The sequence below is a fragment of the Streptomyces sp. NBC_01481 genome (assembly GCF_026339995.1).
GTDB lineage: Bacteria > Actinomycetota > Actinomycetes > Streptomycetales > Streptomycetaceae > Streptomyces.
The window spans coordinates 1,117,874-1,143,558 of sequence record NZ_JAPEPT010000001.1 but is presented as its reverse complement, the minus strand read 5'-3'; the positions used below and the strand labels follow the sequence as shown (position 1 = coordinate 1,143,558).

The 25,685-nt window shown below is 69.8% G+C and carries 16 protein-coding genes; 12 read left to right on the top strand and 4 right to left on the bottom strand.

Annotation, left to right across the window (positions count from 1 at the left end):
- Positions 1-365 precede the first annotated feature (365 nt).
- From fxlM to OOK40_RS05280, 5 genes are all read left to right on the top strand, one after another.
- Positions 366-1,595, top strand: a complete 1,230-nt coding sequence (gene fxlM / locus OOK40_RS05300) for a methyltransferase, FxLD system (protein WP_266476909.1) — start codon at positions 366-368, stop codon at positions 1,593-1,595.
- 66 nt (positions 1,596-1,661) lie between these two features.
- Positions 1,662-1,853 carry an FxLD family lanthipeptide gene (locus OOK40_RS05295; RefSeq protein WP_266476908.1) on the top strand — a complete coding sequence of 64 codons (192 nt, stop codon included), beginning with the start codon at positions 1,662-1,664 and terminating at the stop codon, positions 1,851-1,853.
- Between the two features lie 81 nt (positions 1,854-1,934).
- The gene (locus OOK40_RS05290; protein WP_266476907.1) at positions 1,935-4,982 is read left to right on the top strand and encodes a lantibiotic dehydratase; all 3,048 of its coding nucleotides are present in this window, start codon (positions 1,935-1,937) and stop codon (positions 4,980-4,982) included.
- Positions 4,979-6,127: a lanthionine synthetase C family protein gene (locus OOK40_RS05285; RefSeq protein ID WP_266476906.1), complete on the top strand. Its 1,149-nt coding sequence runs from the start codon at positions 4,979-4,981 to the stop codon at positions 6,125-6,127. The genes OOK40_RS05290 and OOK40_RS05285 overlap by 4 nt, the downstream gene beginning before the upstream one ends.
- A gap of 22 nt (positions 6,128-6,149) precedes the next feature.
- The gene (locus tag OOK40_RS05280; RefSeq protein ID WP_266476905.1) at positions 6,150-7,127 is read left to right on the top strand and encodes a thiopeptide-type bacteriocin biosynthesis protein; all 978 of its coding nucleotides are present in this window, start codon (positions 6,150-6,152) and stop codon (positions 7,125-7,127) included.
- Between the two features lie 146 nt (positions 7,128-7,273).
- Here OOK40_RS05280 and OOK40_RS05275 read toward each other — a convergent pair whose 3' ends face one another.
- The 4 genes from OOK40_RS05275 to OOK40_RS05260 form a co-directional block, all read right to left on the bottom strand.
- A complete protein-coding gene (locus OOK40_RS05275; protein ID WP_266476904.1) occupies positions 7,274-8,671 on the bottom strand; it encodes a TerD family protein in 1,398 nt (465 codons plus the stop codon).
- A 342-nt stretch (positions 8,672-9,013) separates the two neighbouring features.
- Positions 9,014-10,711 (bottom strand): serine/threonine-protein kinase, encoded by a 1,698-nt coding sequence (locus OOK40_RS05270; protein WP_266478887.1) that lies wholly within the window; start codon positions 10,709-10,711, stop codon positions 9,014-9,016.
- A 312-nt stretch (positions 10,712-11,023) separates the two neighbouring features.
- The gene (locus OOK40_RS05265) at positions 11,024-16,165 is read right to left on the bottom strand and encodes a type I polyketide synthase (RefSeq protein ID WP_266476902.1); all 5,142 of its coding nucleotides are present in this window, start codon (positions 16,163-16,165) and stop codon (positions 11,024-11,026) included.
- A gap of 113 nt (positions 16,166-16,278) precedes the next feature.
- A complete protein-coding gene (locus OOK40_RS05260; RefSeq protein WP_266476901.1) occupies positions 16,279-17,589 on the bottom strand; it encodes a phenylacetate--CoA ligase family protein in 1,311 nt (436 codons plus the stop codon).
- A 285-nt stretch (positions 17,590-17,874) separates the two neighbouring features.
- Between OOK40_RS05260 and OOK40_RS05255 the strand changes: the two genes are divergently transcribed.
- The 7 genes from OOK40_RS05255 to OOK40_RS05225 are packed head-to-tail and all read left to right on the top strand — an operon-like array spanning position 17,875 to position 25,682.
- Positions 17,875-18,912, top strand: a complete 1,038-nt coding sequence (locus OOK40_RS05255) for a ketoacyl-ACP synthase III family protein (RefSeq protein ID WP_266476900.1) — start codon at positions 17,875-17,877, stop codon at positions 18,910-18,912.
- A 10-nt stretch (positions 18,913-18,922) separates the two neighbouring features.
- Positions 18,923-20,566 carry a (2,3-dihydroxybenzoyl)adenylate synthase gene (locus tag OOK40_RS05250; protein ID WP_266476898.1) on the top strand — a complete coding sequence of 548 codons (1,644 nt, stop codon included), beginning with the start codon at positions 18,923-18,925 and terminating at the stop codon, positions 20,564-20,566.
- 1 nt (position 20,567) lies between these two features.
- Complete coding sequence (locus OOK40_RS05245; protein WP_266476896.1) at positions 20,568-20,837, top strand: phosphopantetheine-binding protein; 270 nt, start codon at positions 20,568-20,570, stop codon at positions 20,835-20,837.
- Positions 20,837-22,336: an amidohydrolase family protein gene (locus tag OOK40_RS05240; protein WP_266476894.1), complete on the top strand. Its 1,500-nt coding sequence runs from the start codon at positions 20,837-20,839 to the stop codon at positions 22,334-22,336. Before OOK40_RS05245 ends, OOK40_RS05240 begins: the two co-directional genes overlap by 1 nt.
- The gene (locus tag OOK40_RS05235; protein WP_266476892.1) at positions 22,333-23,109 is read left to right on the top strand and encodes a 2,3-dihydro-2,3-dihydroxybenzoate dehydrogenase; all 777 of its coding nucleotides are present in this window, start codon (positions 22,333-22,335) and stop codon (positions 23,107-23,109) included. The genes OOK40_RS05240 and OOK40_RS05235 overlap by 4 nt, the downstream gene beginning before the upstream one ends.
- Before the next feature lie 27 nt (positions 23,110-23,136).
- Complete coding sequence (locus tag OOK40_RS05230; RefSeq protein WP_323136034.1) at positions 23,137-23,802, top strand: isochorismatase family protein; 666 nt, start codon at positions 23,137-23,139, stop codon at positions 23,800-23,802.
- Positions 23,802-25,682 carry an anthranilate synthase family protein gene (locus OOK40_RS05225; RefSeq protein ID WP_323136033.1) on the top strand — a complete coding sequence of 627 codons (1,881 nt, stop codon included), beginning with the start codon at positions 23,802-23,804 and terminating at the stop codon, positions 25,680-25,682. Before OOK40_RS05230 ends, OOK40_RS05225 begins: the two co-directional genes overlap by 1 nt.
- The last annotated feature ends 3 nt before the right edge of the window (positions 25,683-25,685 follow it).

Sequence of the window (25,685 nt, the reverse complement as noted above, 5' to 3'; positions counted from 1 at the left end):
GCTGCGGCTACTCGGGCGGCTGGAACGAGCACGGCGCCGAACTTACAAGGTCATCTCGGCCAAGGACGCCGCACACTGCGCACTGGGGACGACGCCCCCGCCCTGCCTCTCGAGGCAGAGTTGTCCCGGCCGCCGCCGATGCACGTCCATGCGGCGACTCGCGAACGCGGTGCGCCGCTGTCCGGGAGTGACCTTGCCCGGAGTAGCTGTCAACCTGCCCACCCTCTACCCCATGTGGCTGCTGTCGCCTTTCTACAAGCCATACCCCTAGCAGGGGCCAACACCAGAAATCGCTCCACTGTGCACACGCCACCGCTCGGCGCACACAGCCGAGGAGGAGAAAGCCCGTGAACAACGTCTCCGGCATGACAACTCACAGCGAAGAAGTCCCCACGCCCGAACAGCACTTGCGCGACGAGATGGTCAGGGAACTCATCGAAGTCGGTGCCGCACAAAGCCCGCACGTCGTGGCTGCGTTCGGCAAGATCCCCCGCCACCTGGCCACCCCGGACGAGGACATGGCCAAGGCATACCAGGCGGAGTACGCCGCGATCACGAAGAAGGACGCCGACGGCGTGGCCGTCAGCTCGGTGTCCGCGGCCCGCATCCAGGCCATGCAGATCGAGCAAGCGGACATCCGGCCGGGAATGCGGGTGCTGGAGATCGGTTCCGGTGGCGTCAACGCCGCCTACCTCGCCGAGATCGTCGGCACGGACGGCCTGGTCGTCACCCTGGACATCGACCGCGATGTCACCGAGCGCGCCGAGATGTTTCTGGCCAAGACCGGCTACGACCGGCAGGTGCAGGTCTTCACCGCAGACGGCGAGTACGGCTTGGCCGGGCACGCCCCGTACGACCGCATCATCGTCACCGTCCAGGCCGCTGACATCCCCCCTGCCTGGATCGAGCAGCTCGTCGACGGCGGCCGACTCGTCGTGCCGCTGCGGATGCGCGGCATGACGCGCACCGTCGCGCTCGTCCGCCACAGCGACCACCTCGTGAGCGACAGCGTCGAGCTGTGCGGCTTCGTGCCCATGCAGGGCGCTGGAGAGAACCGCGTCCGCCTGGTCCTGCTGCACGACATCACAGGCGAAGAGGTCGGCCTGCGCCTGGACGGACACCCGGAGCCGGACGTCGATGCGCTTCGTGCCGCCCTGCGCACCTCCCGAGCCGAAGCCTGGTCCGGGGTGACGCTTGCCGGCAACGAGTCCAACGAACACCTGGACCTGTGGCTGACAACCGCGCTCGACAACCTGCCGCTCCTGGCCGGGACACCGGCCGCCCGCGAGCGCGGCCTGGTCGCCTCGATCTCGCCGCTCGGCGTGCCCACCCTCGTCGACGGCGACAGCTTCGCCTATCGCTCGGTCCGCCGCACCGACACCCCGGAACGGTTCGAGCTGGGCGCCATCGGCCACGGACCGCAGGGCCAGAAGGTCGCCGAGCGGCTCGTCGAGGAGATCCAGATCTGGGACCGCGAACACCGCAGCGACCGAGCACGGGTCGAGGTCCACCCGGCAGGCACGCCCGACGCCCAGCTTCCCGTGGGCCGCGTCGTCGACCGTCCGCACGCACGGGTCCTGATCACCTGGCCCTAAGCGCAGAAAGCGCCTCGGACCAGGCAGCAAGGCACATCCCACCCACCTGCACAGGAAGGCAACGAGATGGCACCGCAGGGCAGCACCACGCTCAAGGCCGCTACGGACTTCACGGTCGACACCGACTCGGACTTCGACCTCAACATCGAGACCATCGCGTCCGCCCCGGTCGTGGCCGGACTGTTGAACGACACCGGTGACGGCTGCGGCGCGACCTGCCAGTCCGCCTGCTCCAACAGCACCTGCATCGGCAGCTGACCAACCAGTCCCGGGGCCGGGCCGGATTCCTCAGCCCGCCCCCGGGACCAAGCCACCCCAGACGACGAAGGAGGCACTGCGATGTACCACGCCGTTGACGCGGCTCTGATCCGAGCAGCCGCATGGCCGCTGGCGGCGCTGCCTCCCTGGCCCGACCTGGACGGAAACACCTCCCGCGACGTGGAACGCTGGCAGGAGTGGATCGGCAAGGTCTGGGCGGACGACTCCAGAGCAGCAGCGATCGAGGTCGCCAGTCCCCTGCTGGTCGAGGCCGTGCAGGGCGTCCTCGACGGCCGGCTCCAGAGACCTCGATCAGTCCGCCGCGCTGTCATTTCCCTGGTCCGCTACCTCCTGCGGATGCAGCACCGCGCCACCCCCTTCGGCCTGTTCGCCGGCCCCGCGCCCGTACGCCTTGATCACAAGGCCCAAGCCCACTGGGGTACCCGGCATCAGGCTGTCGCCCGAGCGGACGCCGAGTGGCTCACGCACATCGTCACCGTGCTGGAGCAAGACCCCGATCTCCTACGGCGCCTGCCCGTGATCGCCGATCCCACCTGCATCGCGCGAGGCGGGCAAGTCGTCGTACCGCATCAGCCGGGCAAGGACGGCTCCGCCGAGGTCAGCCTGCTACGTACTCCCGCCGTCGAGAAGGTCCTTGAACTCGCCCACTCGCCGATCACGGTCGAGGACATTGTCGCGAGACTGCAGTCCGACTACTCCCACACATCCACGTCGGTGATCGAGGACATGGTCCGTGGCCTCGTCACACACCGCATCCTCCTGACCAGCCTGCGGGCGCCAATGACCACCGACGACGCCCTCGGGCATCTGGTGGCCCAACTCGACGCTTCCAGTGCCCAGATGCTCCCCTCAACGGCAGCCACCGCTGGGCAGCTCCGGCAGATCCACCGGCTCCTGATCCGGCACGACACCGCCTCGACTGACGAGCAACGGGCTCTCCGCGCCGACGCCACCCGGCGTATGACGACCGTGACCGGCGCGGCCGAACGGACCCTGGTAGTGAACCTGCGCCCAGACTGCGACATCGCCCTGCCCATCGCAGTTTCCCGAGAGGTGGAACGGGCCGTGGACGTCATTACCCGTATCTCGCCGTACCCAGTCGGCCCCCCGGCCTGGCAGGACTACCGCGCCCGATTCCTGGAGCGCTACAGCATGGGCGCCCTGGTGCCGGTCCGCGACCTCACGGATCCCGACATCGGACTCGGCTTCCCGGCCGGCTATCGAGGCTCGGTCCTCAAACGCCCCGTCTTGGCCACCACCCGCCGGGACGAGCACCTGCTCGCCCTCGCCCAGCACGCCGCGGTGAACCACGTTCGAGAGCTCGTCCTGACAGACGAGGACCTCGCCGCACTCGCCGTCGGCGAGGCCACCCAGGTCCCCGCGCACATCGAGCTGTGCTTCACCGTGCTCGCCACCTCCTTGGACACCTTGCAGGAGGGGCGGTTCGAGCTGAGCCTCGCGGGCCTGTCCCATGCGGCAGGCACCACGACCGGCCGGTTCCTGGCGATGTTGGACCAGGCCGACCGCGAGCGCATGACGTCCGCGTACGCGTCCCTGCCCACCCTCACCGCCGAGGCGGAACGCGCGCAGGTCTCCGGCCCACCGCTGCGGCTGCGCACCCAGAACGTCAGCAGGGCCCCTGCCGTCGTACCGCACGTGCTCTCCCTGGGAGAGCACAACCCAGCCGCCACGCTCGACCTGGACGACCTCGCCGTGACCGCGGACTCCCAGCGCCTCTACCTGGCCTCGTTATCCACCGGCACACTCATCGAACCGTCAGTAATGAACGCGGTCGAACTCACCAACGCCACTCACCCCTTGGTCCGCTTCGTCACCGAGGTGCACCGCTCGCACACCGCAGTGCTGGCCCCCTTCGTCTGGGGCGCCGCCGCTCAGCTGCCGTTCCTGCCCGAAGTCCGCGTCGGCCGCACCATCCTTTCACCCGCCTGCTGGCGACTCCGGGCACGCGATCTCGGCCATGAGGACGAGCCCGGCTGGCTGCGGGGCCTCATCAACTGGCGCTGCCGTTACGGCGTTCCCCGCACCGTCTTCCTCGGCTCCGACGACCGGCGCCTCCGGCTCGACCTCGACAACCCCACCCAACTGCAACTGCTGCGCATGGAGCTGGACCACACCAGCACAGTGACACTGCACGAGGCACCAGAGGAGGACCTATACGGCTGGCTGGGACGCGCCCACGAGATCACCATGCCGTTCGCCTCCACACAGCAGCCCGCGGCCCGGACCACGGAAGCACAGGCGGTGGTCGTCCGCCGCGAGTCGGGGCGCCTGCCCGGCACGTCCCCATGGGCCTACCTCAAGATCTACTGCCACCCGGAGCGCGCCCGGGAAATCCTGACCACGCACCTGCCCGCCCTCTTCCAGGAATGGCGGGACGGCACACCGCTGTGGTGGTTCACCCGGTACAGCGACACCGGAACCCACCTACGCGTACGAATCCGAATGCCGCACCCGCGCGCCTTCGGCGATCTTGCGCAACGCGTCGGTGCCTGGGCGGGGGCCCTGCGCCAAGCTGGGCTGGTCAACCGCATCCAGTGGGACACGGACGAACCCGAGGCCGGCCGCTACGGCACCGGGCGCCTCCTGGACACTGCCGAGCAGGTCTTCGCTGCCGACTCCGCATCCGCCATCACGCAGATGGCGCTCGGCCTGCGGACCGGCAGGCGTCCAGCCGTGATCGCGGCCAGCTTCGTAGACATCGCCGCCGCCTTCACCAGCAGCCCGGCGTCCGGGCACCGCTGGCTGATCGAACACCTCCTCAAGGCCGAGGGCACACAGCCTCCGCGCGACTTACTTACGCAAGCCGTTCGGCTGTCCGAGCCGGACGGCGACTTCACCGCGCTGCGCTCCCTACGTGGAGGGGAGCAGGTCGTCGACGCCTGGGCTCGCCGCCGCGACGCCCTGGAGACCTACCGGACGTTGCTCATCGACCATGGCACCGACCCCGCCAAGGTCCTGCCGTCCCTGCTCCACATGCACCACAACCGAGCCGTCGGCATCGACCCCGACGGCGAAGCCGCCTGCCGCCGCCTGGCCCGCTCCGCCGCCCTGTCCTGGACCGCACGCGCGGAAGGAGGGCCGCGTTGACCACCGCCCGGACCGCTACCAAGCAGGACACCGCCTTTCGCCAGTCCCTCAGCCACGGCTCTCTCGGCTTGGCCCTGCTTGACATCGAACGCGCCCACCAAGGCACCGGATCGTGGCAGGCCGTGCACCATCTGCTTGCCGCCATCGGTCCCCTGATCGGCGGAGACGAAGCGAACCTGTTCCTCGGGGCACCCGCGATGGCATACGTCCTGCACCTGGCCGCCGCCGACACCGATCGATACGCCGGCGCTCTACACACCCTCGACCAGATCGTGGCCACGCACACCCAGCGCCGCTTGAAGGCTGCCCACGCCCGCATCGACCAGGGCAAGCCCACCAGCTTCGCCGAGTACGACCTGCTCCGCGGTCTGACCGGTCTCGGTGTGCTCCTCCTGCGCCGAGCCCCCGGAGGCGCAGAGCTGAAGGGCATCCTCAAGTACTTGGTCCGCCTGACCGAACCGCTCCCCGGCCCCAGCGGGCGCACACTGCCCGGCTGGTGGGTGTGGCACAGCCCCGTCAACCTCGGTACGCCCACTCCGGGCGGTCACGCGAACGCCGGGCTCGCCCACGGAGTCACAGGCCCCCTGGCTCTCCTGTCCCTCGCCAAGCTCGGCGGCATCACCGTGCCCGGCCATCAGGACGCGATGCTGCGGATCTGCCGCTGGCTGGACCAGATACAGCACAGCGACCGCCATGGAACCCGCTGGCCGCGCTGGGTCACCGAGACCACCGCCGTCCCCGCGTACCCGACCACACCGTCCTGGTGCTACGGCACCCCCGGCCTCGCCCGCACCCAGCAACTCGCCGCCATGGCTCTGGACGACCCGCACCGCAGACGCATGGCCGAACGGGCACTTCTGTACTGCCTGGCCGACCCGCTCCAGCTCGACCAACTCACCGACCGCGGCCTGTGCCACGGCATCGGCGGCCTGCTCCGCGTCGTCCAACGCGTCGCGCAGGACGCCGACGAACCACGCGCGTTCACCGACCGTCTGTCGCAGCTCAGTAGACGTTTCCTCGCCGCAGGGTCGCCGACGGCGACCGGTTTCCTGGAGGGGGCAGCCGGAGCCATGCTCACCTTCCAGAACGCCAAAGCAGGCTCAGCGCCCGCGAGCGACTGGGACGCCTGCCTCCTTCTCATCTGACCGCTCCAACGGAAGGGCCCGGGTGGATCTGCACGACAGCAACCCGACCGAGCAGGCCATTCTGGCTGTCCTCACCGGTACGCCGATCGCAGAGGTCGCCAGTTGGGCGCGCTCGTCCCCCGAGATTCTCGCCGAGGCCGCCGCGCGGTACCGCGCGGCCGGACGAACGGCCCTCACCCCGCGGCCGGAACCGTCCGGCTGGCACCAGCTGAACATCGAGTTCGCCGACTACCAAACCGCCGAACGCGCCTTCCTCACCTACCTCCTGCCCCCCTTGCGGCAGGCGACGGACACCGGGGTGGTCGGGTCCTGGTGGTTCGTCCGCAAGTACCCCTGCTGGCGCCTCCGAGTCATCCCCAGCCCGCAGTCAGCTGCCGACGAGCTCTCGCAGCAAGTCGGCGAAGTCCTCGACAGTGCGGTCTCGTGGCGCGTGGTGAGGCGCTGGTGGCCGTCTCTGTACGAGCCAGAGGCCACAGCATTCGGCGGCCCGGACGGCACGGACATCGCTCACGGCCTGTTCCATGGGGACAGCGTCGGAGTCCTCGGTTACATACATCACGCGGGTACGGACGGGAGCGGACTCCTCGATGCAAAGGCAACCTCGCTCCTTGTCATCAGCCTCTTCCTACGCGCCGCCGGCCAGGAATGGAGCGAGCAGGGTGACGTCTGGGCACGTGTCGAGGCAGCGCGCCCCCTGCCCGATGATGTCTCGGTCGAGCGCGTGACCGCCATGACCGGAACGATGCGCAGGCTCCTGGCGATCGACGCCGCGTCGGCCCTCGCGACCGGTGGCCCGCTCACGCCCGTCGCCGAATGGGTCACTGAAATGGAGCGCGGCGGCCGTGCCCTCGGCCACGCAGGGCGCGAAGGACGACTCAACCTCGGCACACGCGGAGTTCTGGCCCGGCACATCCTTTTCCACTGGAACCGGATGGGTTTCACGACGCGTCAGCAGGCTATCTGGGCACGAGCAGCGCGGGAGACGACGCTTGGGAACTAACCGCGAAGGCCTAAAGCGGGTGTCACACGGCGCTGGGACGCTGCACCTCAGACCCGCCCGAGTTGCTCGGGACGAAGAGGTCGGACTGAGACGCTCCCCGGAAGGACATGACAGACCACAGCTGCGGCACGAAGTGCCTGGGCCGGTCAGCGTCTCTTGCATTCGACTGGTCCCGCATTCATCTCGATGGTCCCGTCCGGATGGAGGACCGGGCGGCGTTCAGTCATGCGGGCGCTGTAGGCCTCGATGTGGTGGATCGCTGCTCCGTCAGCCGCGGTGAAGTCGACGAGAGCGATGGCCACCCAATAGCGGGTCTTGGTGTTCTCGAAGAGCGGGACAGTGACGGTGGAGCCACGCCCGTCCGTGATGACGACCTTCGCGCCAAAGCTGCGAAAGGACCCGATGCCGTTGCTGAGCGCAGAGTAGGCGCAGAGGAGGATGTAGCCCTGCTCGTCGGAACGAACGATACGAAGTGACTCACGCCCCGGAAAACGTGAATCGCCATCGAGGCGAATGTAGGGTCGGCTCTTCACCGAGCCGAGCCGCTTGTAGTAAACAACATCTGCGCCCCTGCCCTTCGTCGCTGTCCCCGGAACTGCGGGCACACCCACTCCCGGTCGCAGCGGCTCGCCTTGTGCCACATACCCGGACTTGACGAGGGCGCCGGGTGCCTTCTTTCCACGCAAGGCCTTTGAGGCCGGCACGAACAAGGCGTACAAGTCGAGGTCGGCGCCCAGCCTGCGGCGCCGCTCGCTTCCGCCATCCCACTCCAATGAGGCCGTGACCACCAACTGGCGGTCGTTCTTGTCCAGGCCCATGGAGACCTGACGGCCTTTGTCGAGGCTGATCTTGCCGAGCGGAGGCTTGCGCAGGCTCATCGGGCTCGCGGTGGCGACGGCTGGCGTGACCGGCCTGGGAGTCACCGCCGTAGTCGCGGCGTCGCGCGTTGATCCACTTTCTCCCGTATCGGACTGGTCCGCCGCAGGGGCTTCCTGTGACTCCTCCACGTGTATCCCGAAGTCGGTGGCCAGGCCGGCCAGACCGTTCGCGTAGCCCTGACCGATGGCGCGGAGCTTCCATGCCGGGCCCCGACGGTAAAGCTCCACCAGCAGCACGGCGCGTTCACCGTCAGTGAGGGCAGGGGGGCGGAAGCGGACCGGATCGGCACGGTGCTGGATGGCGCGTATCAGCACCTCGTTGACGTCACGAAAAGTGCGAGTCGCATCGTCGGGGTCGCAACTGCCAACCAGGACAACCCGATCGATCTCCGTGGGGAGAGCGGCTGGGTCCATCTCAATGCGCTCGGGACCCTCGGCGTCAGCGGCGAGGTGCTGGACGGCATATGAACAGGCGGAGGGCTGGTTGTAGAAGACCAAGTCGTCGTCGGACCTGACCTTGCCGTCCGCGGCGACCAGCAGGGCGCTGAGGTCGACCGGACTGCCCACAGTGTGCAGCTCGGCTGTAATGCGCCCCGAGCCCACTGCCGTGTTCTCCCCTTTACGGAGCTCTGGCATGCCGTCCACCCCCACGGGTATCCACGTCACCTTCGTCCCACCTTGTCACATCAAGTTCAAAGCGGAAGGGGTTTCACGCAGGCGCCCGTTCAGGGGCGGCCCTGCAGGTGTCGGCGACGCCCAGCGTGCCAGATCGAGCGGTCAACCCGACTAACAGGATCCGCTCAAGGCCCCCCAACGACCGGTCTGCCCCTCACTGACCGATCCACATAGAGCTATGGATCAGAAGGCTTCTGACATCCACGGCTGACATCAACGATGGCGCAAGGCCGCATATCTGAGCGGTCCACACGGCAGTTGGAGGACCAGACTCATGTGAACCAGACAGTCAGCGGTCGAACTCCTAACGCGGGTGTCTGACGATGCGCAGGTTCACTGGTAAACGCTGGCAATCGGCGTACTGACGCTGGTGCCTGCGCCGTTGGCCCTGTGAGAAATGACCCAAAGGGCGTCAGTCTTGTCAGGGTCCCCATACAGGTGGCCGCCATTTTCGCAGCTGTAGTTCATGCGTACTTCGGCGAGCACGGTGGTGGCTCCAGTCATCACACGACAGGTGTCCCCATCAGCGAGAACGATGATGATGGGGCTGATCTCGGGCCCACCAGGGATGTGGAAGTTGTTCCCGGGCAGCGTCTCGGTCAGAGTCAACCGGACCATCCGGGTCGGCCCGGTTCCCATACAGAGCAGGACCTGGTGCTCCGGGCCGACGTCGGGAGCGAAACAAGGGTCGAGAATTTCACTCTCGGCGCTGCATCTCCAAGCATCGAGGCGCATCGTGGCCTCGGAGGAGGACCAGCACGAACCGATCGTTTCTCCCGTAACGGTGATGTCCTCAGCGGGGTAACCACCAACAGCCCAGGGTGCGATGGTGTTGATCCGTGTCCGGCTCAGTGTCGGCGAAGGTGAAGGTACAGAAGATGGTGAGGACAAAGCGCGCACCGTGGGCGTCGGGCTTGATTGGGGTGGGACTGCAGAGCGGTTCATCTCAGTGGGGCTGAGGGGAGAGGTTTGGGAATCGCGGCTGGAAGCGGTCTCGGTACTCGTACCGGCTGTTTCCAGGATTCCCGCGTTCCAGGTGCCGATTGCCGTAGCGAGCACGGCGATGGCCACCCCAGCCAGCCACGCGGTGCGCTTGTGACGACTACGAGACGTCAGAGGCGCCCATGCAGGATCAACTTCAAATGCTGGTATGCGCCACTGTTCGAGGATCACGTCATCGACCATCGTGGGCTGCCCAAGGATGTCGCCCAGAAGCTGCGTTGCTTGGCGGCCCAACAGGTCCGCCGTCTTCTCGGCGAGCGTCTCAGCCGTCGGCCGCTTGCCTGGCTCCTTCGCTAGACATGCCTCGACCAGGCCGCGCAGATCGTCGGGCACGCAGTTCAGGTCCGGCTGTTCACGCATCACCCGGAACGCCACTACGTCTGGAGCCCCGCTACCGAAGGGAAGCCGTCCCGTTGCCGCGTAGGCGATAAGCGCGCCCCATGCGAAAACGTCACCGGGCGTCCCATCGGCTCCGTCCCGGTAGTGCTCGGGGCTGATCCAACCTGGGGTACCCGACATGATTCCAGTTCGAGTGATCGCCGTTCCGTCGACTACATGAGCGATCCCGAAGTCCAGCACCCGCGGCCCTTGCGGTGCAAGGATTACGTTCGTGGGTTTCAGATCCCGGTGGACGACACCCGCGGCGTGGATGGCAGCCAAAGCGCCAGCGGTACCGGCTGCGAAGAGGTGGAGCTGGATCCCCGACAGCGGCTCCCCGGCGGCCAGATGCTGCTGCAGAGTGGGACCGGGAACGTATTCGGTAGCCAGCCAAGGGACGTCGGCCCCTGGGGCCGCATCTAGCAGCGGTACCAGGCATGTGCCGCCTACGCGGCGCAGCACTTCCACTTCACGATGAAAGCGTGCCCGGAACTCAGAGTTTGCAGCGTGCTGAGCGTGGATGACCTTAACCGCGACACGGTGCCCTGCCGGATCCGTTGCCGCGTACACGGTCCCCATGCCGCCCGATCCCAGTCGCCCCAGGACACGGTATGACGCGATGCGCTCAGGGTCTCCTTGCAGAGCGGGCATGATCGTGGACACGGCATCTCCAGGGGCCAGGCACGCGAGGAGCGGCGTCAGAGGGTTCCCAAACCGTAGCGTTTGACCGATCTTTCCGAGGGGTGGTCTGGGCAATCGCCGAGCCCTCGGTGTCAGATGCGCCAGTCAGCCCGCCCGTAGGTTGCCGTAGCGATGCTCGCGGTCAACACCGCGGCGCACCCGATCAGTCTGAGGTAATCGCCTGGCAGCCCGCCGTCCAGGCTCCGCCCCGAACCCGCGCCTCCAACTCCCCCGGACGTCGTCCGGGAGACCCACAAGGCCGGGTTCGGGGCGGAGCCCCCGTCAGGCGGAAGCCCTGTCCGAGGCGTCCGTGTTTTCCGCGAGGACACCCGCCAGGAAGCCCGCGATCTCGCTCACCGTCGGGTAGTTCCACAGCAGCGTCGCCGGCAGGGCCACGCCCAGGTCCCGTTCCAGCGCGACCCGTACCGCCGTCGCCAGCAGTGAGTCGACGCCCGCCTCCGTGAGCGGGCGGTGGACGCCGACCGCCGTCGGCTGGACGCCGAGGACGACGGCGACGCGCTGGCGTACGTCGTCGAGCAGATACGCGGCCAGTTCGTCCCCGGTGAGGCCGACCCAGTCGGGTACCTCGGCCGGCTGGGAGGTGTCGCCCTGGGCCAGTTCCGCCAGCAGGGCGGGCCGCGGGCCGGTGTGGCCGCGCAGCAGGCTCAGGACGGTGACCAGGCCGCTCGGCGCGCGGCCGACGGTCTGGTCGAAGGCGCGCAGTGCCTGGTCGGGGGCGATGTCCGCGGTGCCACGGGCGGCCAGTTCGGCGTCGGTGGCCGAGGCCGCCGTCGCCATTCCCATGCCGCGCCAGCTGGTCCAGGCGATGCTCACCGTCTCCTGGTGACCGGCGGCCCGCCGGTGGGCGGCCAGTGCGTCGAGGAAGGCGTTGGCCGCCGCGTACGCGCCCTGGCCGGGCAGTCCGAGCAGGGGGCCGCACGAGGAGAACAGGACGAAGAAGTCCGTCGACCCGGGCGGGAACAGCTCGTGGAGCACCATCGCGCCGTCCACCTTGGGCCGCATGACGTCCCGCAGGTGCCCGGCGTCCAGCCGGTGCAGGAGCGCGCTGTGCACGGTGCCCGCCGCGTGGACCACTCCCCGGATCGGGGGCAGCTGGAGCGCGTCGAGCGCCGCCCGGGTGGCGCCGAGGTCGGTGATGTCGGCGGCCACGGTGGTGACGGTGACCCCGGCGGCCTCCAGCCGGCGCAGCGCGGCGACCCGGGGGTCGTCGTCGGACCACTGTGCCCGCGGGGGCACCGGGGTGCGGCCGAGGAGCACGATACGGCGGGCGCCGCGCCGGGCGAGGTGCTCGGCGAGCACCAGGCCGAGCACTCCGAGACCGCCGGTGATCAGATACGTGCCGTCGGACCGGCAGGTGAACGGCTCGCCGTCCTCGGCGAGTTCGGCCGGTACGAGCCGGGGCACCCGCACCTCGCCGTCGGTGACCGCGAGCACCGGCTCGGCCGGGCGCAGGTGCAGCAGGCTCATCAGCAGCCCGGCGGGCAGTTCCTCCAGCGGCCCGGCCGGCAGGTCGACCACGCCGCCCCAGAATTCGGGGTGTTCGCTCGCGGCGACCCGGCCCATGCCCCACAGCGGGGCGTGGTTGAGCTCGTCGGCCGATGCTGCCTCCCGTACGCCTGTGGTCAGGCACCACAGTGTGGGCTTGCGGCCGGGCAGCGCGGCGATCGCGCCGACGAGTTCGGCGAAGGCCACGGCAACGTCGGCGGCCGGTATCGCGTGCGGCGCGAACAGCACATGGTCCGCGCCGTCCAGGTCCGCCCGGTCGACGCTGACCGTCGCACCGTGCTCGGCGCAGGCGGGAACGAGCGCGCGGGCCAGGCCAGCCGCGGGGCCGAGCACCAGCACGGTGCGGTCCGGGAGGGCGGTGTGCGCGCCGGTGTCCACGGGGAAGGGCTGCCAGTCCAGTTCGAAGCGCCCGCTGGTGCTCTGCTCCTCCCCGGACAGGTCGCCTTCGAGCTCGCTGTAGCGCAGCCCGCGCAGGGTGAGTACGGACTCGTCGCCGTCGGCCTCGCCGCGGATGTCGACGTGCACGGTCGTGGGGTGCTCCTCGTCGAGGCTGACCGAGATCGTCGCCGTCCGGGGCGGCTGCCCGGTGCGGGTCACCTGGTCCACGTACGAAGGCATCCGCAGTACGCCCGGGCCGGGGAAGATGACCGAGGCCATGGAGAGGGCGGCGTCCAGGACGGCGGCCCAGCTGCGGTCGAGTTCGGCGCTCGCGGTGGCGGTCAAGGTGCCCTCGCCGCGGCGCAGTTCCTCGATCCGCCACGGGTAACCCATGTCGGCCACGCCCAGTTCGGCGAGCCGCTCGATCACATGGCCGGGGTCGAGAGTCTCGGTGGCCTGTCCGATGCGTACGGGCTCGGGCGCCGCTCCCCCGCCGACGGTGGCGAGGGTGTGGGTGGACCAGGCCGAGTCGGGTGCGCCGAGCCGGCGGGAGACCAGGGTCAGAGCGGTGTCGTCGCGGACGATCTGCAGTTCCCGCGTCTCCTGCTCCGGCACCACGACCGGCTGACGCAGCCGCAGATCGGTGAGTACGTCGGTGCGGCCCGCGGTGAGGAAGGTGTTGACCAGGACGGCGGCCGGGACGATCTCCGTGTTCAGTACGGGGTGGCGGCGGGGGTACGGCCGGGTGCGCAGGTCGAGTGTGGTCTGCCAGACCCGCAGCCGGGAGCCGTGCACCCCGGTCTCGGTGCCGAGCAGTGTGTCGACCGGCGACTCGCTGCGGTCGCGTGCGTCGACCCAGTGCCGGGCGTGCTGCCAGGCGGTGGTGGGCAGGTCGGTGCGGTTCCCTGCGGGCTGCAGGACCGACCAGTCGACCGGGACGCCCTGGCAGTGCAGTGCGGCCAGCGAGGTGAGCAGGGTGGTCCGCTCCGGGCGGTGGCGGCGAAGGCTCGGTGTGACCAGGGTGTCCCCGGCGCCCGAGACGGTCTCGTTGATCGAGTGGCCGACGACGGGGTGCGCGGAGATCTCCAGGAACAGCCGGTGGCCGTCCTCGAACGCGGCCTCGACCGCCTGCTGGAAGCGCACCGGATTACGCAGGTTGAGCGCCCAGTAGGAGGCGTCCTGGCGTCGCGTCGACCTCGGGTCGTCGAGCGCGGTGAGGTAGAGCGGCACCTGCGCGGGCCCTGCCTGGAGATCGGCGACGGCGGCGGCGAGGTCGGCACTGATCGCGTCCATGTGCGCGCTGTGGAAGGCGACGTCGGAGTCGACCCTGCGTACGGTCCAGCCCAGTTCGGCCCACTGCTCGGCGGCTTCGTCGACGGCCGGGATGTCTCCGGCGACGACTGTGGACGAGGGGGCGGCGGCGATGGCGGCGCAGAGGGTGTCGGTGGCGCCGATGGCGTCCTGCACCTCGTCGAAGGGCCGGTCGACCATGATCATCGCACCTCGGCCCGCCACCTTGCGCAGCAGTCCCGAGCGGCGGCAGACCAGCCGCGCGCCGTCTTCCTCGGACAGCACTCCGGCGACGACCGCCGCGGCGATCTCGCCGACGGAGTGCCCGATCACCGCGCCGGGCGTGACGCCGTAGCGGCGCCAGACCTCGGCGAGGCCTATCTGCATGGCGAACAGCATCGACTGGATGACGTCGACCGAGCCGAGTTCACCGCTGCTGAGTACCTCGCGCGGGGTGACGCCCAGTTCCTCGGCGTAGATGGGGCCGAGCCGGTCGATGGCCGCGGCGAACACCGGCTCCTGGGCGAGCAGGTCCTGGCCCATGCCCGACCACTGGGCGCCGTGTCCGGAGAATACCCAGACCGGCGAGCGCGACGGTCCGGACGTCTCGCCGGTGATGACCGTGGGAAGGGCTTCGCCCTCGGCCAAGGCACCGAGTCCGTCGGCGAGTTCGGCCCGGTCCGCCGCAACTACGACGGCGCGGGCGGACAGGTGCGCCCTGCGGTGCGCGAGGGTGTGCCCGACATCGGGGAGCGCGTGCGCGTGCAGCACCTCGCCCAGCCGGGCGGCCTGGGCGGCGAGCCCGGGCGCCGTCGCCGATGACAGCGGGTAGACAGTGAGCCCGGCGGATTCCGCCGACTCCGCCTGCTGGGCCTGCTCGGGCTCAGCGGTGAGAGGTGCCTCAGCGGTGACCGGGGCCTGCTCAAGGACCGCGTGCGCGATGGTGCCGCCGTACCCGTAGCTGGCTACTCCCGCGAGCCGGGGCCGGCCGGAGTCGGGCCACGGCGTGGCCTCACTGACCAGGCTGAGCCCGGAATCTGCCCACGGGATGTCCTTGCGCGGACCGTCCACGGTCAGGGTCGGCGGGATGATCCCGTGCTGCATGGCGAGCGCGGTCTTGATCAGCCCGGCGATGCCCGCCGCCGCCTCGCAGTGCCCGATGTTGGTCTTCACCGAGCCGATGAGGCACGGACGTTGTCCCGAGGCGCGGGCGCCGACGACTTCGGCGAGCGCGGCGGCCTCGATCGGGTCGCCGACCTTGGTGCCGGTGCCGTGCGCCTCGACGTAGTCGACCTCGGACGGCGCGATGCCCGCCGACTCGTACGCCTTGCGCAGCAGATGCGCCTGCGCGGAGGAGCTGGGCGCCATGATGCCGTCGGTGCGGCCGTCCTGGTGCACGGCGCTGCCGCGGACCAGGGCGATGATCCGGTCGCCGTCGCGCCGGGCGTCGGCGAGCCGCTTGAGTACGACGATGCCGCAGCCCTCGCCGCGGCCGTAGCCGTTCGCGGCCTCGTCGAAGGCCTTGGAGCGGCCGTCGGGCGAGATGGCGCCGGCGATGTCGAGCACGGTGGTCAGCCCCGGGCCGGCCATCAGCATGATGCCGCCCGCGAGCGCGACCGGTACCTCACCGCGCTGGAGGCTGGCGCACGCCTGGTGCAGTGCGACCAGCGAGGACGAGCAGGCGGTGTCCACGGCGACGCTCGGACCGCGCAGATCGAGGGTGTACGAGATCCGGTTGGGCACACCGCACAGCGAGGAGCCGATTCCGGTCCAGGCCTCGACTCCGGGCAGGTCTTCCAGGAGCCGGCGGCCGTAGTCGTCGGTGCCGACGCCGACGAACACGCCGGTGTCGCTGCCCGCGAGGGTGGAGGCGGGGATGCCCGCGTGCTCCAGCGCCTCCCAGGCCACCTCCAGCGCCATCCGCTGCTGCGGGTCGAGCTGGCGGGCCTCGGTGGCCGAGATGCCGAAGAAGGAGGCGTCGAATCCGCTGATGTCGCCCAGGAAGGCGCCGTTGGAGGTCACCCGCGACAGGACGGCGGCGTTCTCGCGCGACTGGGCGCGCTGCGGCGCCCACCGGTCCTCGGGAATCGGGCCGGACGCGTCGACCGCGCCCATCAGCAACTCCCACAGCTGTTGTGGCGAGTTGGCGCCGCCGGGGAAACGGCAGCCGATGCCGACGATGGCGATCCGGTCTTCGGAGGTCGGCGGCAGGGGGGACAACTCACTCACCATGGGGTCACCGCTTACGGGTCGGGCGTCGTCCACAGCGGACGGCGACGGGACAAGAAGAAGTCGGCCGGAATCGGCGGAACACGCTCGCAGGGCGGGCAGCGGGAGGCGGCTCATGCGTACATGACCGCCTTGTCCCAGTCCTCGCCCTCGCCGAACAGATAGCGGGCCTTGAGGATGTCGCGCTGCGTCGTGAGCGCTTCGCGGGGCACAAGCGCTCCCAGCGGCAGTCCGGTGATGCGGTGCGGTACGCCGAGCTCGCGGTCGATCAGTCCGGCCAGCTCCTTGACCGCCTGGTCGCGGCTCTCGTCGGGTGCCTCGAACTCCAGGCGCAGTACGTCCGGGTGGGCCATGGCCCGCCAGAACATCACCTCGTAGCTGCCTGGGAGGCTGAACACCAGCTCCTCGAGCCGCTGTTGGGTGACCGTCGCCGCGCCGACCGGATAGCCCGTCCCGGACCGCCCGAGCACGCGGACCGTCGGCAGCAGCCAGCCGCAGGAGCACTGAGCGTCGGACACCTCGACGTCGTCGGCGAGGTTGTAGCGCAGCAGCGGCATGGCCTCGCGGTAGAGCGGGGTCACGACCAGCTGGCCGCGTCCGGACTGCGACAGTTCACCGGTCTCGGGGTCGAAGACCTCGAAGATCGCGCGGTCCGCCCACAGGTGCAGGGCGCCGTTCGGGCACTGGCCGGCGATGGTGCCGGTCTCGGTGGAGCCGTACTCCTCGACGATCGGGATGCCGCCCCAGATCTCGCTGAGCCGGCGCCTTCGCACCTCGGTCAGCGGTTCCGCCGCGGTGAACATGGCCCGCAGCGCGGGGAAGTCCTGGTCCGGGCGCAGCCCGGCGGCCTTGGCCGCGGCGGCGAGCATCATGATCTCGGTCGGGTTGCACCAGGTCAGCGAGACGTCCAGGGCCCGCATGACGCGGATCATCCGGGGCAGCGGGGTGGCGAGCGAACGGGCGTCGCCCGGCACGATCGTGGCGCCGCGCAGCCGTCCGGCGGCCTGTGCCAGATGCGCGGTGATCACCAGGCCGTAGGGGGTGCGCACCAGGAAGGTGTCCGAGGGGGTGATGCCGACCCACTTGCGTGCGTAGCGTTCGGCGAGGTCGGCCCAGTCGTCGTCGGTGTAGTACGAGGCGGTGGGATCCCCGGCCGTGCCGCTCGACTCGTGGTAGGTGGCCAGCTTCTGGCGGTCCACCGCCAGCATGCCGAAGGGGTACTGGTCGCGCAGATCCTGCTTGGTGGTCAGCTCGATGCCGGCGAAGTCCTCCGCGTCGCGCGGCACGGCGCGGCCGTCATAGCGGGCGGAGTAGAACGGCGAGCGCATCGCCTGGGCGATCACCCGCGGCAGCTCCGCCCGCTGCAGCTGCGTGAGTTCGGCGGGACTTGACCAGTCGCCCAGTTCCGGACGCGACCACGACATCGGATCTCCTCGTCTGTGCCGGGGGCCGCGAGCGGACGGCACGCGGCGGATACCCGCCCAGCACACACCGCGGCCTTGGCCCGGGCCCGAGTAGTCGCTACTCAAATCAGCCAACGGGGGCACAGGCCAACAGGGGCCGGATGGCCTGCGTAGGGGACCCTTAGTCGACTCCCGTCTTAGACAGTGTCTAAGACGGGACCTTGAGTAGCGCCTACTCATGAGGCCCGTCAGCCCCCGTGTTGTGCTTGCCGCGAAACGCATCCACCCCACGAAGGAGTCGGCGCGATGAGGACCGAGAACCTGTATCTCGCCGGGATCGGCAGCCATCTGCCGCCCCTGTACCCGGCCGAGCGCGCGGTCGAGGAAGGCCTGTACGACGAGGAGAGCCGGCAGGCCTCCGGCATGCGTTCCGCGGCCGTCAGCGAGTCGACACCCGCGCCCGACATGGCGATCGACGCGGCCAGGGCCGCACTGTCCGCATCCGGCCACGGGCCCGACGACATCGGCATCCTGCTGCACAGCTACACCCACCACCAGGGTCCCGACGGCTGGTCGGCGGTGCACTACATCCTCAACAACACCGTCGACCGCCCGGTGCCCGCCGTGGAGATCAAGCAGGGCTGCCTCGGCATGCTCGCCTCCGTCGAGGTGGCGGCCAACCGGCTGATCGCCAACCCCACCCACGACGCCGCACTGATCACGACGGGCGACAACTACTCAACTCCGGGTGTGGAGCGATGGCGTGCCTCCGGTCTCTTCGTGCTCGCCGACGCCGGCTCCGCCGTGGTGCTCTCGCGGCGCGGCGGCTTCGCCGAGCTGCTCGCGGTCGGTTCGCTGTCCGACTCCTCGATGGAGATCCTCCACCGGGCGGGCGAGGAGCTCTTCCCGCCGGGTGTCACCCGTGGCCGCGGCCTGAACTTCGGCGAGCGGGCCCAGAAGGTCCGTGAGCAGTGGGCGGCCGGCCAGGCCCCGCCGATCAAGAACTTCGGCGACAAGGTCGCCGAGATCGCCGAGCGCACGCTCAAGGAGGCGGACCTGACCTTCGATCAGATCGCCAGGGTCTGCCACGTCGGCTTCGGCCGGCAGGCGCTGGAGGCCATGTTCCTGCTGCCGCTCGACGTCGACGAGGACAAGGCCCTGTGGGAGTACGTCAACACCATCGGGCACACGGGCGCGGCCGACCTGTTCCTGGGTCTTGAGCACGTCTGGCGCACCGGCCAGGTGGGGCCCGGCGACCACGTCCTGCTGATCGGCGCGAGCACCGGCATGGAGGCGGGCGCCGCCGTCGTACGCATCACCGAATCCGCACCCGAAGCCGAGTAGGAGTTCGAAGATGCTTGCCGGATGCACTCCTTGGCCGTCCGATGTCGCGCAGCGCTACCGCGAGCAGGGCATCTGGCGCGGTGAGACGCTCGGCGCTCTGCTGCGGGGCGCCGCGCGCCGGTACGGCTCCGCCACCGCGCTGGTGCACGGCGGCCGGCGGATCAGCTACGTCGAACTCGACCAGTGGGCCGACCGGCTGGCCGCCGGGTTCGCCGCGCACGGGGTGCGCGAGAACGACCGGCTCGTGGTGCAGCTGCCCAACGTCCCGGAGTTCGTTGCGATCGCCTTCGCCCTGATGCGTATCGGCGCGAAGCTGGTCTTCTCGCTGCCCGCGCACCGCTCGACGGAGATCTCCCACCTGGTGGAGCTCAGCGGGGCCACCGGTTACGTACTGCCCGAGACGCACCGCGGGTTCGACCACCGCGAGATGGCGCTGGAGATCCAGGCCTCAGCCCCCGAGCTGCGCACGCTGTTCGTGCTCGGCGAGAAGAGCGAGGGTTTCGTCTCGGTGTCCGAGCTGGAGCTCGCCTCCGCCGAGCCCGAGTCCGAGGCCAAGTCCGAGTCCGGGCCGCTGCCCGAGCCCGATGCGGCCGATGTGGCGTTCTTCCTGCTCTCGGGCGGGACGACCGCGCTGCCCAAGCTGATCCCGCGCACCCACGACGACTACGTCTACCAGTCCCGGCGAGCCGCCCAGGTGTGCGAGCTGACCAGCGATGACACCTATCTCGCCGTGCTGCCGGTCGAGTTCAACTTCGCCTACGGCTGCCCCGGAGTGATCGGCACCTTCCAGACCGGCGGAACCGTCGTCCTGGCCGACACCCCCAACCCCCTGGACTGCTTCCCGCTGATCGAGCAGCACAGCGTCACCGTCACCTCGATGGTGCCCTCGATCATGCAGCTGTGGCTGGAGGCCGCCGAGTGGAGCGAGGACGACCTGAGCAGCCTGCGGCTGGTACAGGTCGGCGGCGCGCGGATGACGCGCGAGTTCACCGAGCGCATCGCGCCGACGCTGGGCTGCTCGCTCCAGCAGGTGTTCGGCATGGCCGAGGGGCTGCTGACCTTCAGCAGGCCGGACGACCCGGCCGAGTCGGTGCTCACCACCCAGGGCAAGCCGATCTCGGACGCCGACGAGCTGCGCATCGTCGACGAGGACGGCAACGTACTGCCCGCCGGCTCCATCGGTGAGCTGATCACCCGCGGCCCGTACACCCTGCGGGGCTACTACGGGGTGCCCGAGTACAACAAGCGCGCCTTCACCGAGGACGGCTTCTACCGCACCGGTGACCTCGCCCGGCTCACCGAGGACGGTGACCTGGTGATCGAGGGCCGCATCAAGGACATGATCATCCGCGGTGGCGACAAGATCTCCGCGGGCGAGGTCGAGGACCATCTGCTCGCGCTGCCGTCGATCGCCCAGGCCGCCGTGATCGGCGTGCCCGACGAGTTCCTCGGCGAGCGGATCTGCGCGTATCTCGTCCCGGACGGCGAGCAGTTGGCGCTGGCCGAGCTCAAGAAGGCCATTCACTCCCGGGGCGTCGCGGACTACAAGCTGCCCGACGTGGTGCGTTACGTGCTCGAGCTCCCCCTGACGCCGCTGGGCAAAGTCGACAAGAAGGCGCTGGCCGTCATGGCCGCGTCCGAGCAGGAAGGCTGACGTGGACATCACTCCGACCCCTACTGAGCTCGATCTGCGAGCAACGGTCGCGCCGCTGCTGGGCCTTGAGCCCGAGGCGATCGAGCCGGACGCCAACCTGGTGGTTCTCGGCCTGAGTTCGCTGGAGATCATGCGGCTGGTCAGCCGCTGGCGCAAGAACAAGATCCCGGTTCAGTTCGACGAGCTGGTCGCCGCTCCCACGCTGAACGGCTGGCTCGCGCACTTCGCCTCCCTCGCCGTGCCCGCCTCGACCGAGCCCGGGGTGGCCTGATGAGCGTCCAGTTGATCACCGGCGGCACCGTCTACACGGCGGACGCCGAGGAGAGTGTGCACGCCCGCGGCGCGGTGCTGATCGTGGACGGCACGATCGCCGCGGTGGGCAGCGCGGCCGAGGTCGAGGAGGCGGCCGCCACCCTCGACCCGGCGCAGAAGGCCGCGATGAAGAGGACCGACGCCGGCCGCATGATGGTGCTGCCGGGCTTCGTCAACGCGCACTGGCACGAGATGTTCGCCATGCGCTTCCCGATGCGCGGCGCCCTGCGGCCGGTCTCCGACCGTGAGGACCATGTCGCGTTCATGGGCGGCGGCGGCAACATGCACGAGATCTCCGCCACCTTCGACCGCTTCGACGACCTCATCGACGGCATGACGCCGGACGAGGCACAGGCCATCGCCGAGTACTCGATGTGGACCCAGCTGCGCGGCGGGGTGACCACGCTCGGCGACATGGGCTCGCTCAACCGCCCGCACTCGATGGTCGCCGCGGCGCAGCGCCTGGGCATCCGGTTCTCGGCGAGCACCTGGGCGAGCGACGCGATCTGCCCGCCCGACCAGAGCACGTATCTGCGCACCAGGGACGCCGACGGAGTTCTGGCGAACTTCGAGTCGCTGCTGCAGCTCGTCGGCAAGGACACCTCGGGCCGCATCAGGTGCCGTCCGAGCATCGCCTACGTCACGAACATGACCGACGAGCTGGCGCGCGGCATGGCCGACCTGGTCGCCGCGCACGATCTCGGGTTCGCGACGCACGTTGGCGCGCTGCGCAACGAGGTCGAGCTGATGCGCACCTACTACGGCGAGACGGGTGTGCGCCGGCTTGCCGAACTCGGTCTCGTGGACGAGCGGTTGATGGCAGGGCACTGTGCCTTCCTCGACGAGCAGGAGCAGAAGCTCCTGCTGGAGGCCCGCGCCCACATCAGCCACTCCCCCGGCAAGTACGGGCCGTCCGGCGAGTCGTCGCTGACCGAGACCGGCGCCGTCCCTGCGCTGCGCAGGGCGGGCCTGGACGTGTCGCTGTCGACGGACGGCTCGTCGATGCCGAGCGCGGGGATCGCCGAGACGATGCGCGCGGCCTGGCAGATGTACAACGAGATGAGCGCCGACCAGACCGAGGTGCTGCCCAGCGACGCGCTGGCGATGGGCACCCGGATCGCGGCGAAGGGGCTGCGCTGGGACGACGCGGTGGGCAGCCTGGAGGTCGGCAAGCAGGCCGACCTGGTGCTCGTACGGGCCGACGACTGGCGCTATCTGCTCAACCCCCGGCCGCTGGAGAGCTTCCTGTGGCTGGCCGGTTCGGCCGATGTGGACACCGTGATCGTCGGCGGCCGCACGCTGCTGTCCGGCGGCAAGGGCGTCGAGGTCGACGAGGCGGGCCTGCAGGAGCGCTATCTCGAGGCGCTCGGCGCGTTCACGACGCGCACGCTGCGGGTGCCGTCAGAGGTGGTCGGGCGCGTACTGGCCGGACACGGCCCAGGCCAGGTGACACGGTGACCGGCGGCCTGTCCGGCGTCGCCGTCGTCACGGGGGCGGCCGGCGGGATCGGTGCCGAGATCGCCAGGTCTCTGGTGGCCGCCGAGACACCGGTCGCGCTGCTCGACCGCGACGTACTGGCGCTGTGGGAGCTGGCGGCCGAGCTGGACTCGACCGGCGTACGCGTCCTCGCGGTGGCCACCGACGTGACCGACAGCGGCGACGTGGACAGCGCGGTGGCCAAGGTCGAGGTCGAACTCGGCCCGATCGAGTACCTCGTCAACGCCGCCGGGGTGCTGCGCAGCGGGCAGGCCGCCCAGCTGACCGACGAGGAGTGGGACACGACCTTCGCCGTCAACGCGGGCGGGGTCTTCCACATGAGCCGCGCGGTGGCCCGTGTGATGGTGCCGCGCGGCAGCGGTTCGATCGTCACGGTCGCGTCGAATGCCGCGGCCACGCCGCGGATGTCGATGTCCGCGTACGCGGCGTCCAAGGCCGCGTCGGCGATGTTCACCAAGTGCCTCGGCCTGGAACTGGCCGCGCACGGCATCCGCTGCAATGTGGTCGCCCCGGGCTCGACCAGGACCCCGATGCTGACCGCGCTGCAGGGCGACGCCGCCGAGCGCGCCTCGATCGAGGGTGTGCCCGACGCCTACCGGGTCGGCATCCCCCTGCGGCGTATCGCCGAGCCGTCGCACATCGCCGACGCCGTGCTCTTCCTGCTCTCGGAGCGGGCCTCCCACATCACCATGCACGACCTGACCGTGGACGGCGGCGCCGCGCTCGGAGCCTGACCGACCGATGAGAAGAGGACACGACCAGTGGCGATTGCGCCGATCGACTCCTATCCGATGCCGCGGCCCGTCGACCTACCGGCCAACACCGCAACATGGACCGTCGACACCCGCAGGGCCGTGCTGCTCGTGCACGACATGCAGCACTACTTCCTCGCCCCGTTCGCCGGCGGCAGGCAGCCGCTGACCGATCTGATCGCCCACACCAGCGCTCTGCGCGAAAGCTGCGAGGAGCACGGCGTCCCGGTTCTCTACACGGCCCAGCCGGGCGGAATGACTCCCGAAGAGCGCGGTCTGCTCCAGGACTTCTGGGGACCGGGCATGTCGGCCGCGCCCGAGGACAGAGGCATTCCCGAAGCGGTCGCGCCCGGTGAGCGGGACACCGTACTCACCAAGTGGCGGGCCAGTGCCTTCCACAACACCGGGCTGCTCGACCTGATGTCCGCGCAGGGCCGCGACCAGCTGATCATCTGTGGGATCTACGCGCATGTCGGCATCCTGCTCACCGCCTGCGACGCCTTCGCCCACAACATCCAGCCCTTCGTGGTGGCCGACGCGATCGCCGACTTCACGCCCGAGTTCCACCGGATGGCGCTGCAGTACGCGGCCACCCGGTGCGCCATGACCCTTCCGACCGCGACGGTGCTCCAGGCGCTCGCGACGGTGACCACCGCGTCCGTAGGAGACTCATGATGACCCGCCTCGACGAACTGGCCGGGGGCGGAAGGCCGTTCGCGGTGCTGCACCGGCCCGAGAGCGGCCGGGAGCAGATGGTCGACCTGCTGCTCGGCGAGTTCACCGAGGTAGCGGGCACCGCCGAGCTGCCGGTCCCCGACCTCGGTGAACCCGACACGCACGCGACGCTGGTCCTGCTGCCGTACCGGGTGATCGGCGAGCGCGGTTACGACCACCACGACGACGGCGAGCCCGTACTGGCGATGCCGGTCGACGAGCAGTCGCTGCTGCCCGTGGACGAGGTGCTCGACCTGGTGCTGCGCTGGCCGATCGAGATGGGTGAGGGCACCTTCGACCTGGACGACGAGGAGTACGGCGATCTGGTGCGCCGGGTACTCGCCGAGGAGATCGGCCATGGCGCGGGCGCCAACTTCGTGCTCAAGCGCACCTTCGTCACCGAGATACCCAACTGGTCGGTGCGCACCGCGCTGGCGTTCTGGGGCCGGCTGCTGCGCGCGGAGCCCGGCGCGTACTGGACGTTCCTGATCCACACCGGCGAGCGCACCTTCATCGGGGCCAGCCCGGAGCGCCATGTCAGCCTCGACGACGGCGTCGCCGTGATGAACCCGATCAGCGGCACCTACCGCTACCCGGCCGGCGGCCCCGCCCCGGACGGAGTGCTGGACTTCCTCGCCGACAGCAAGGAGACCAACGAGCTGTACATGGTGCTCGACGAGGAACTGAAGATGATGAGCCGGGTCTGCGACGACGTGCGCGTGGTCGGTCCTCAGCTCAAGGAGATGGCGCACCTCGCCCACACCGAGTACCGCATCGTCGGGCACAGCAGTCGTGACGTACGGGAGATCCTGCACGAGACCCTGCTCGCGCCCACGGTGACCGGCAGCCCGGTGCAGAGCGCCTGCGAGGTGATCGCCAAGTTCGAACCGGCCGGGCGCGGTTACTACTCCGGGGTTGCCGCACTCATCGGCCGGGACGCCTCGAACCGGCGGCGCATGGACTCCGCGATCATGATCAGGACGGCGGACGTCGACCTGAGGGGACGGATGCGGATCGGGGTCGGCGCGACGCTGGTGCGCGACTCCGACCCCGCGAAGGAGGCCGCGGAGACCGCGGCGAAGGCGGCCGGGCTGCTCGACGCCCTGGGCCGCGTCGCCGAACACGCCCGCCCCGCGGGCCTCGACGCACACCCGCGGATCAGAGCCGCACTCACCGACCGCAACAGAGCGCTGTCGGACTTCTGGCTCGCACCCGCCGTGCCCCGGCTCGCCACCCGCGGCAAGCTGCTGATCATCGACGCCGAGGACAACTTCACCGCGATGGGCGCGCTGCAGCTGCGGGCGCTCGGCTTCGAGGTGACGGTGCGCCGCTTCGACGAGCCCTACCGGCTGACCGGCTACGACCTGGTCGTACTCGGCCCGGGTCCCGGTGATCCGCGCGACGAGAACCACCCCAAAATCGCGTATCTGCGGGCGGTGACCCGCAGCCTGCTCAACCTTCGCGTGCCGTTCGTATCGGTGTGCCTGAGCCACCAGATCCTCAGCGGACTGCTCGGCCTGCCCCTGCACAAGCTCGACTTCCCGAACCAGGGCGTGCGGCGCACGATCGATCTCTTCGGCAGCCCGGAACCCGTCTACTTCTACAACGCGTTCACCGCACGCTCCGGCAGCGAACTGCTGGAGAGCCCCCTGTGCCGGGACTTCGTGGAGGTCTCGCGCGATCCGGTCACGGGCGAGGTGCACGGCCTGCGCGGTCCCGGCTTCACCTCCGTGCAGTTCCACCCCGAGTCGGTGATGACCCGTCACGGATCAGCAATCCTCGACAGCCTGGTCACCGGTGCTCTCGCGCCGGTGCCTCACAGAGTGGAGCTCACGGCGTGACCC

Coding starts and splice junctions, on each gene's coding strand:
- OOK40_RS05295 (WP_266476908.1), top strand. CDS start 1,662: ATGGCACCGCAGGGCAGCACCACGCTCAAGGCCGCTACGGACTTCACG.
- OOK40_RS05255 (WP_266476900.1), top strand. CDS start 17,875: ATGAGGACCGAGAACCTGTATCTCGCCGGGATCGGCAGCCATCTGCCG.
- OOK40_RS05240 (WP_266476894.1), top strand. CDS start 20,837: ATGAGCGTCCAGTTGATCACCGGCGGCACCGTCTACACGGCGGACGCC.
- fxlM (WP_266476909.1), top strand. CDS start 366: ATGACAACTCACAGCGAAGAAGTCCCCACGCCCGAACAGCACTTGCGC.
- OOK40_RS05260 (WP_266476901.1), bottom strand. CDS start 17,589: ATGTCGTGGTCGCGTCCGGAACTGGGCGACTGGTCAAGTCCCGCCGAA.
- OOK40_RS05290 (WP_266476907.1), top strand. CDS start 1,935: ATGTACCACGCCGTTGACGCGGCTCTGATCCGAGCAGCCGCATGGCCG.
- OOK40_RS05250 (WP_266476898.1), top strand. CDS start 18,923: ATGCTTGCCGGATGCACTCCTTGGCCGTCCGATGTCGCGCAGCGCTAC.
- OOK40_RS05225 (WP_323136033.1), top strand. CDS start 23,802: ATGACCCGCCTCGACGAACTGGCCGGGGGCGGAAGGCCGTTCGCGGTG.
- OOK40_RS05270 (WP_266478887.1), bottom strand. CDS start 10,711: ATGCCCGCTCTGCAAGGAGACCCTGAGCGCATCGCGTCATACCGTGTC.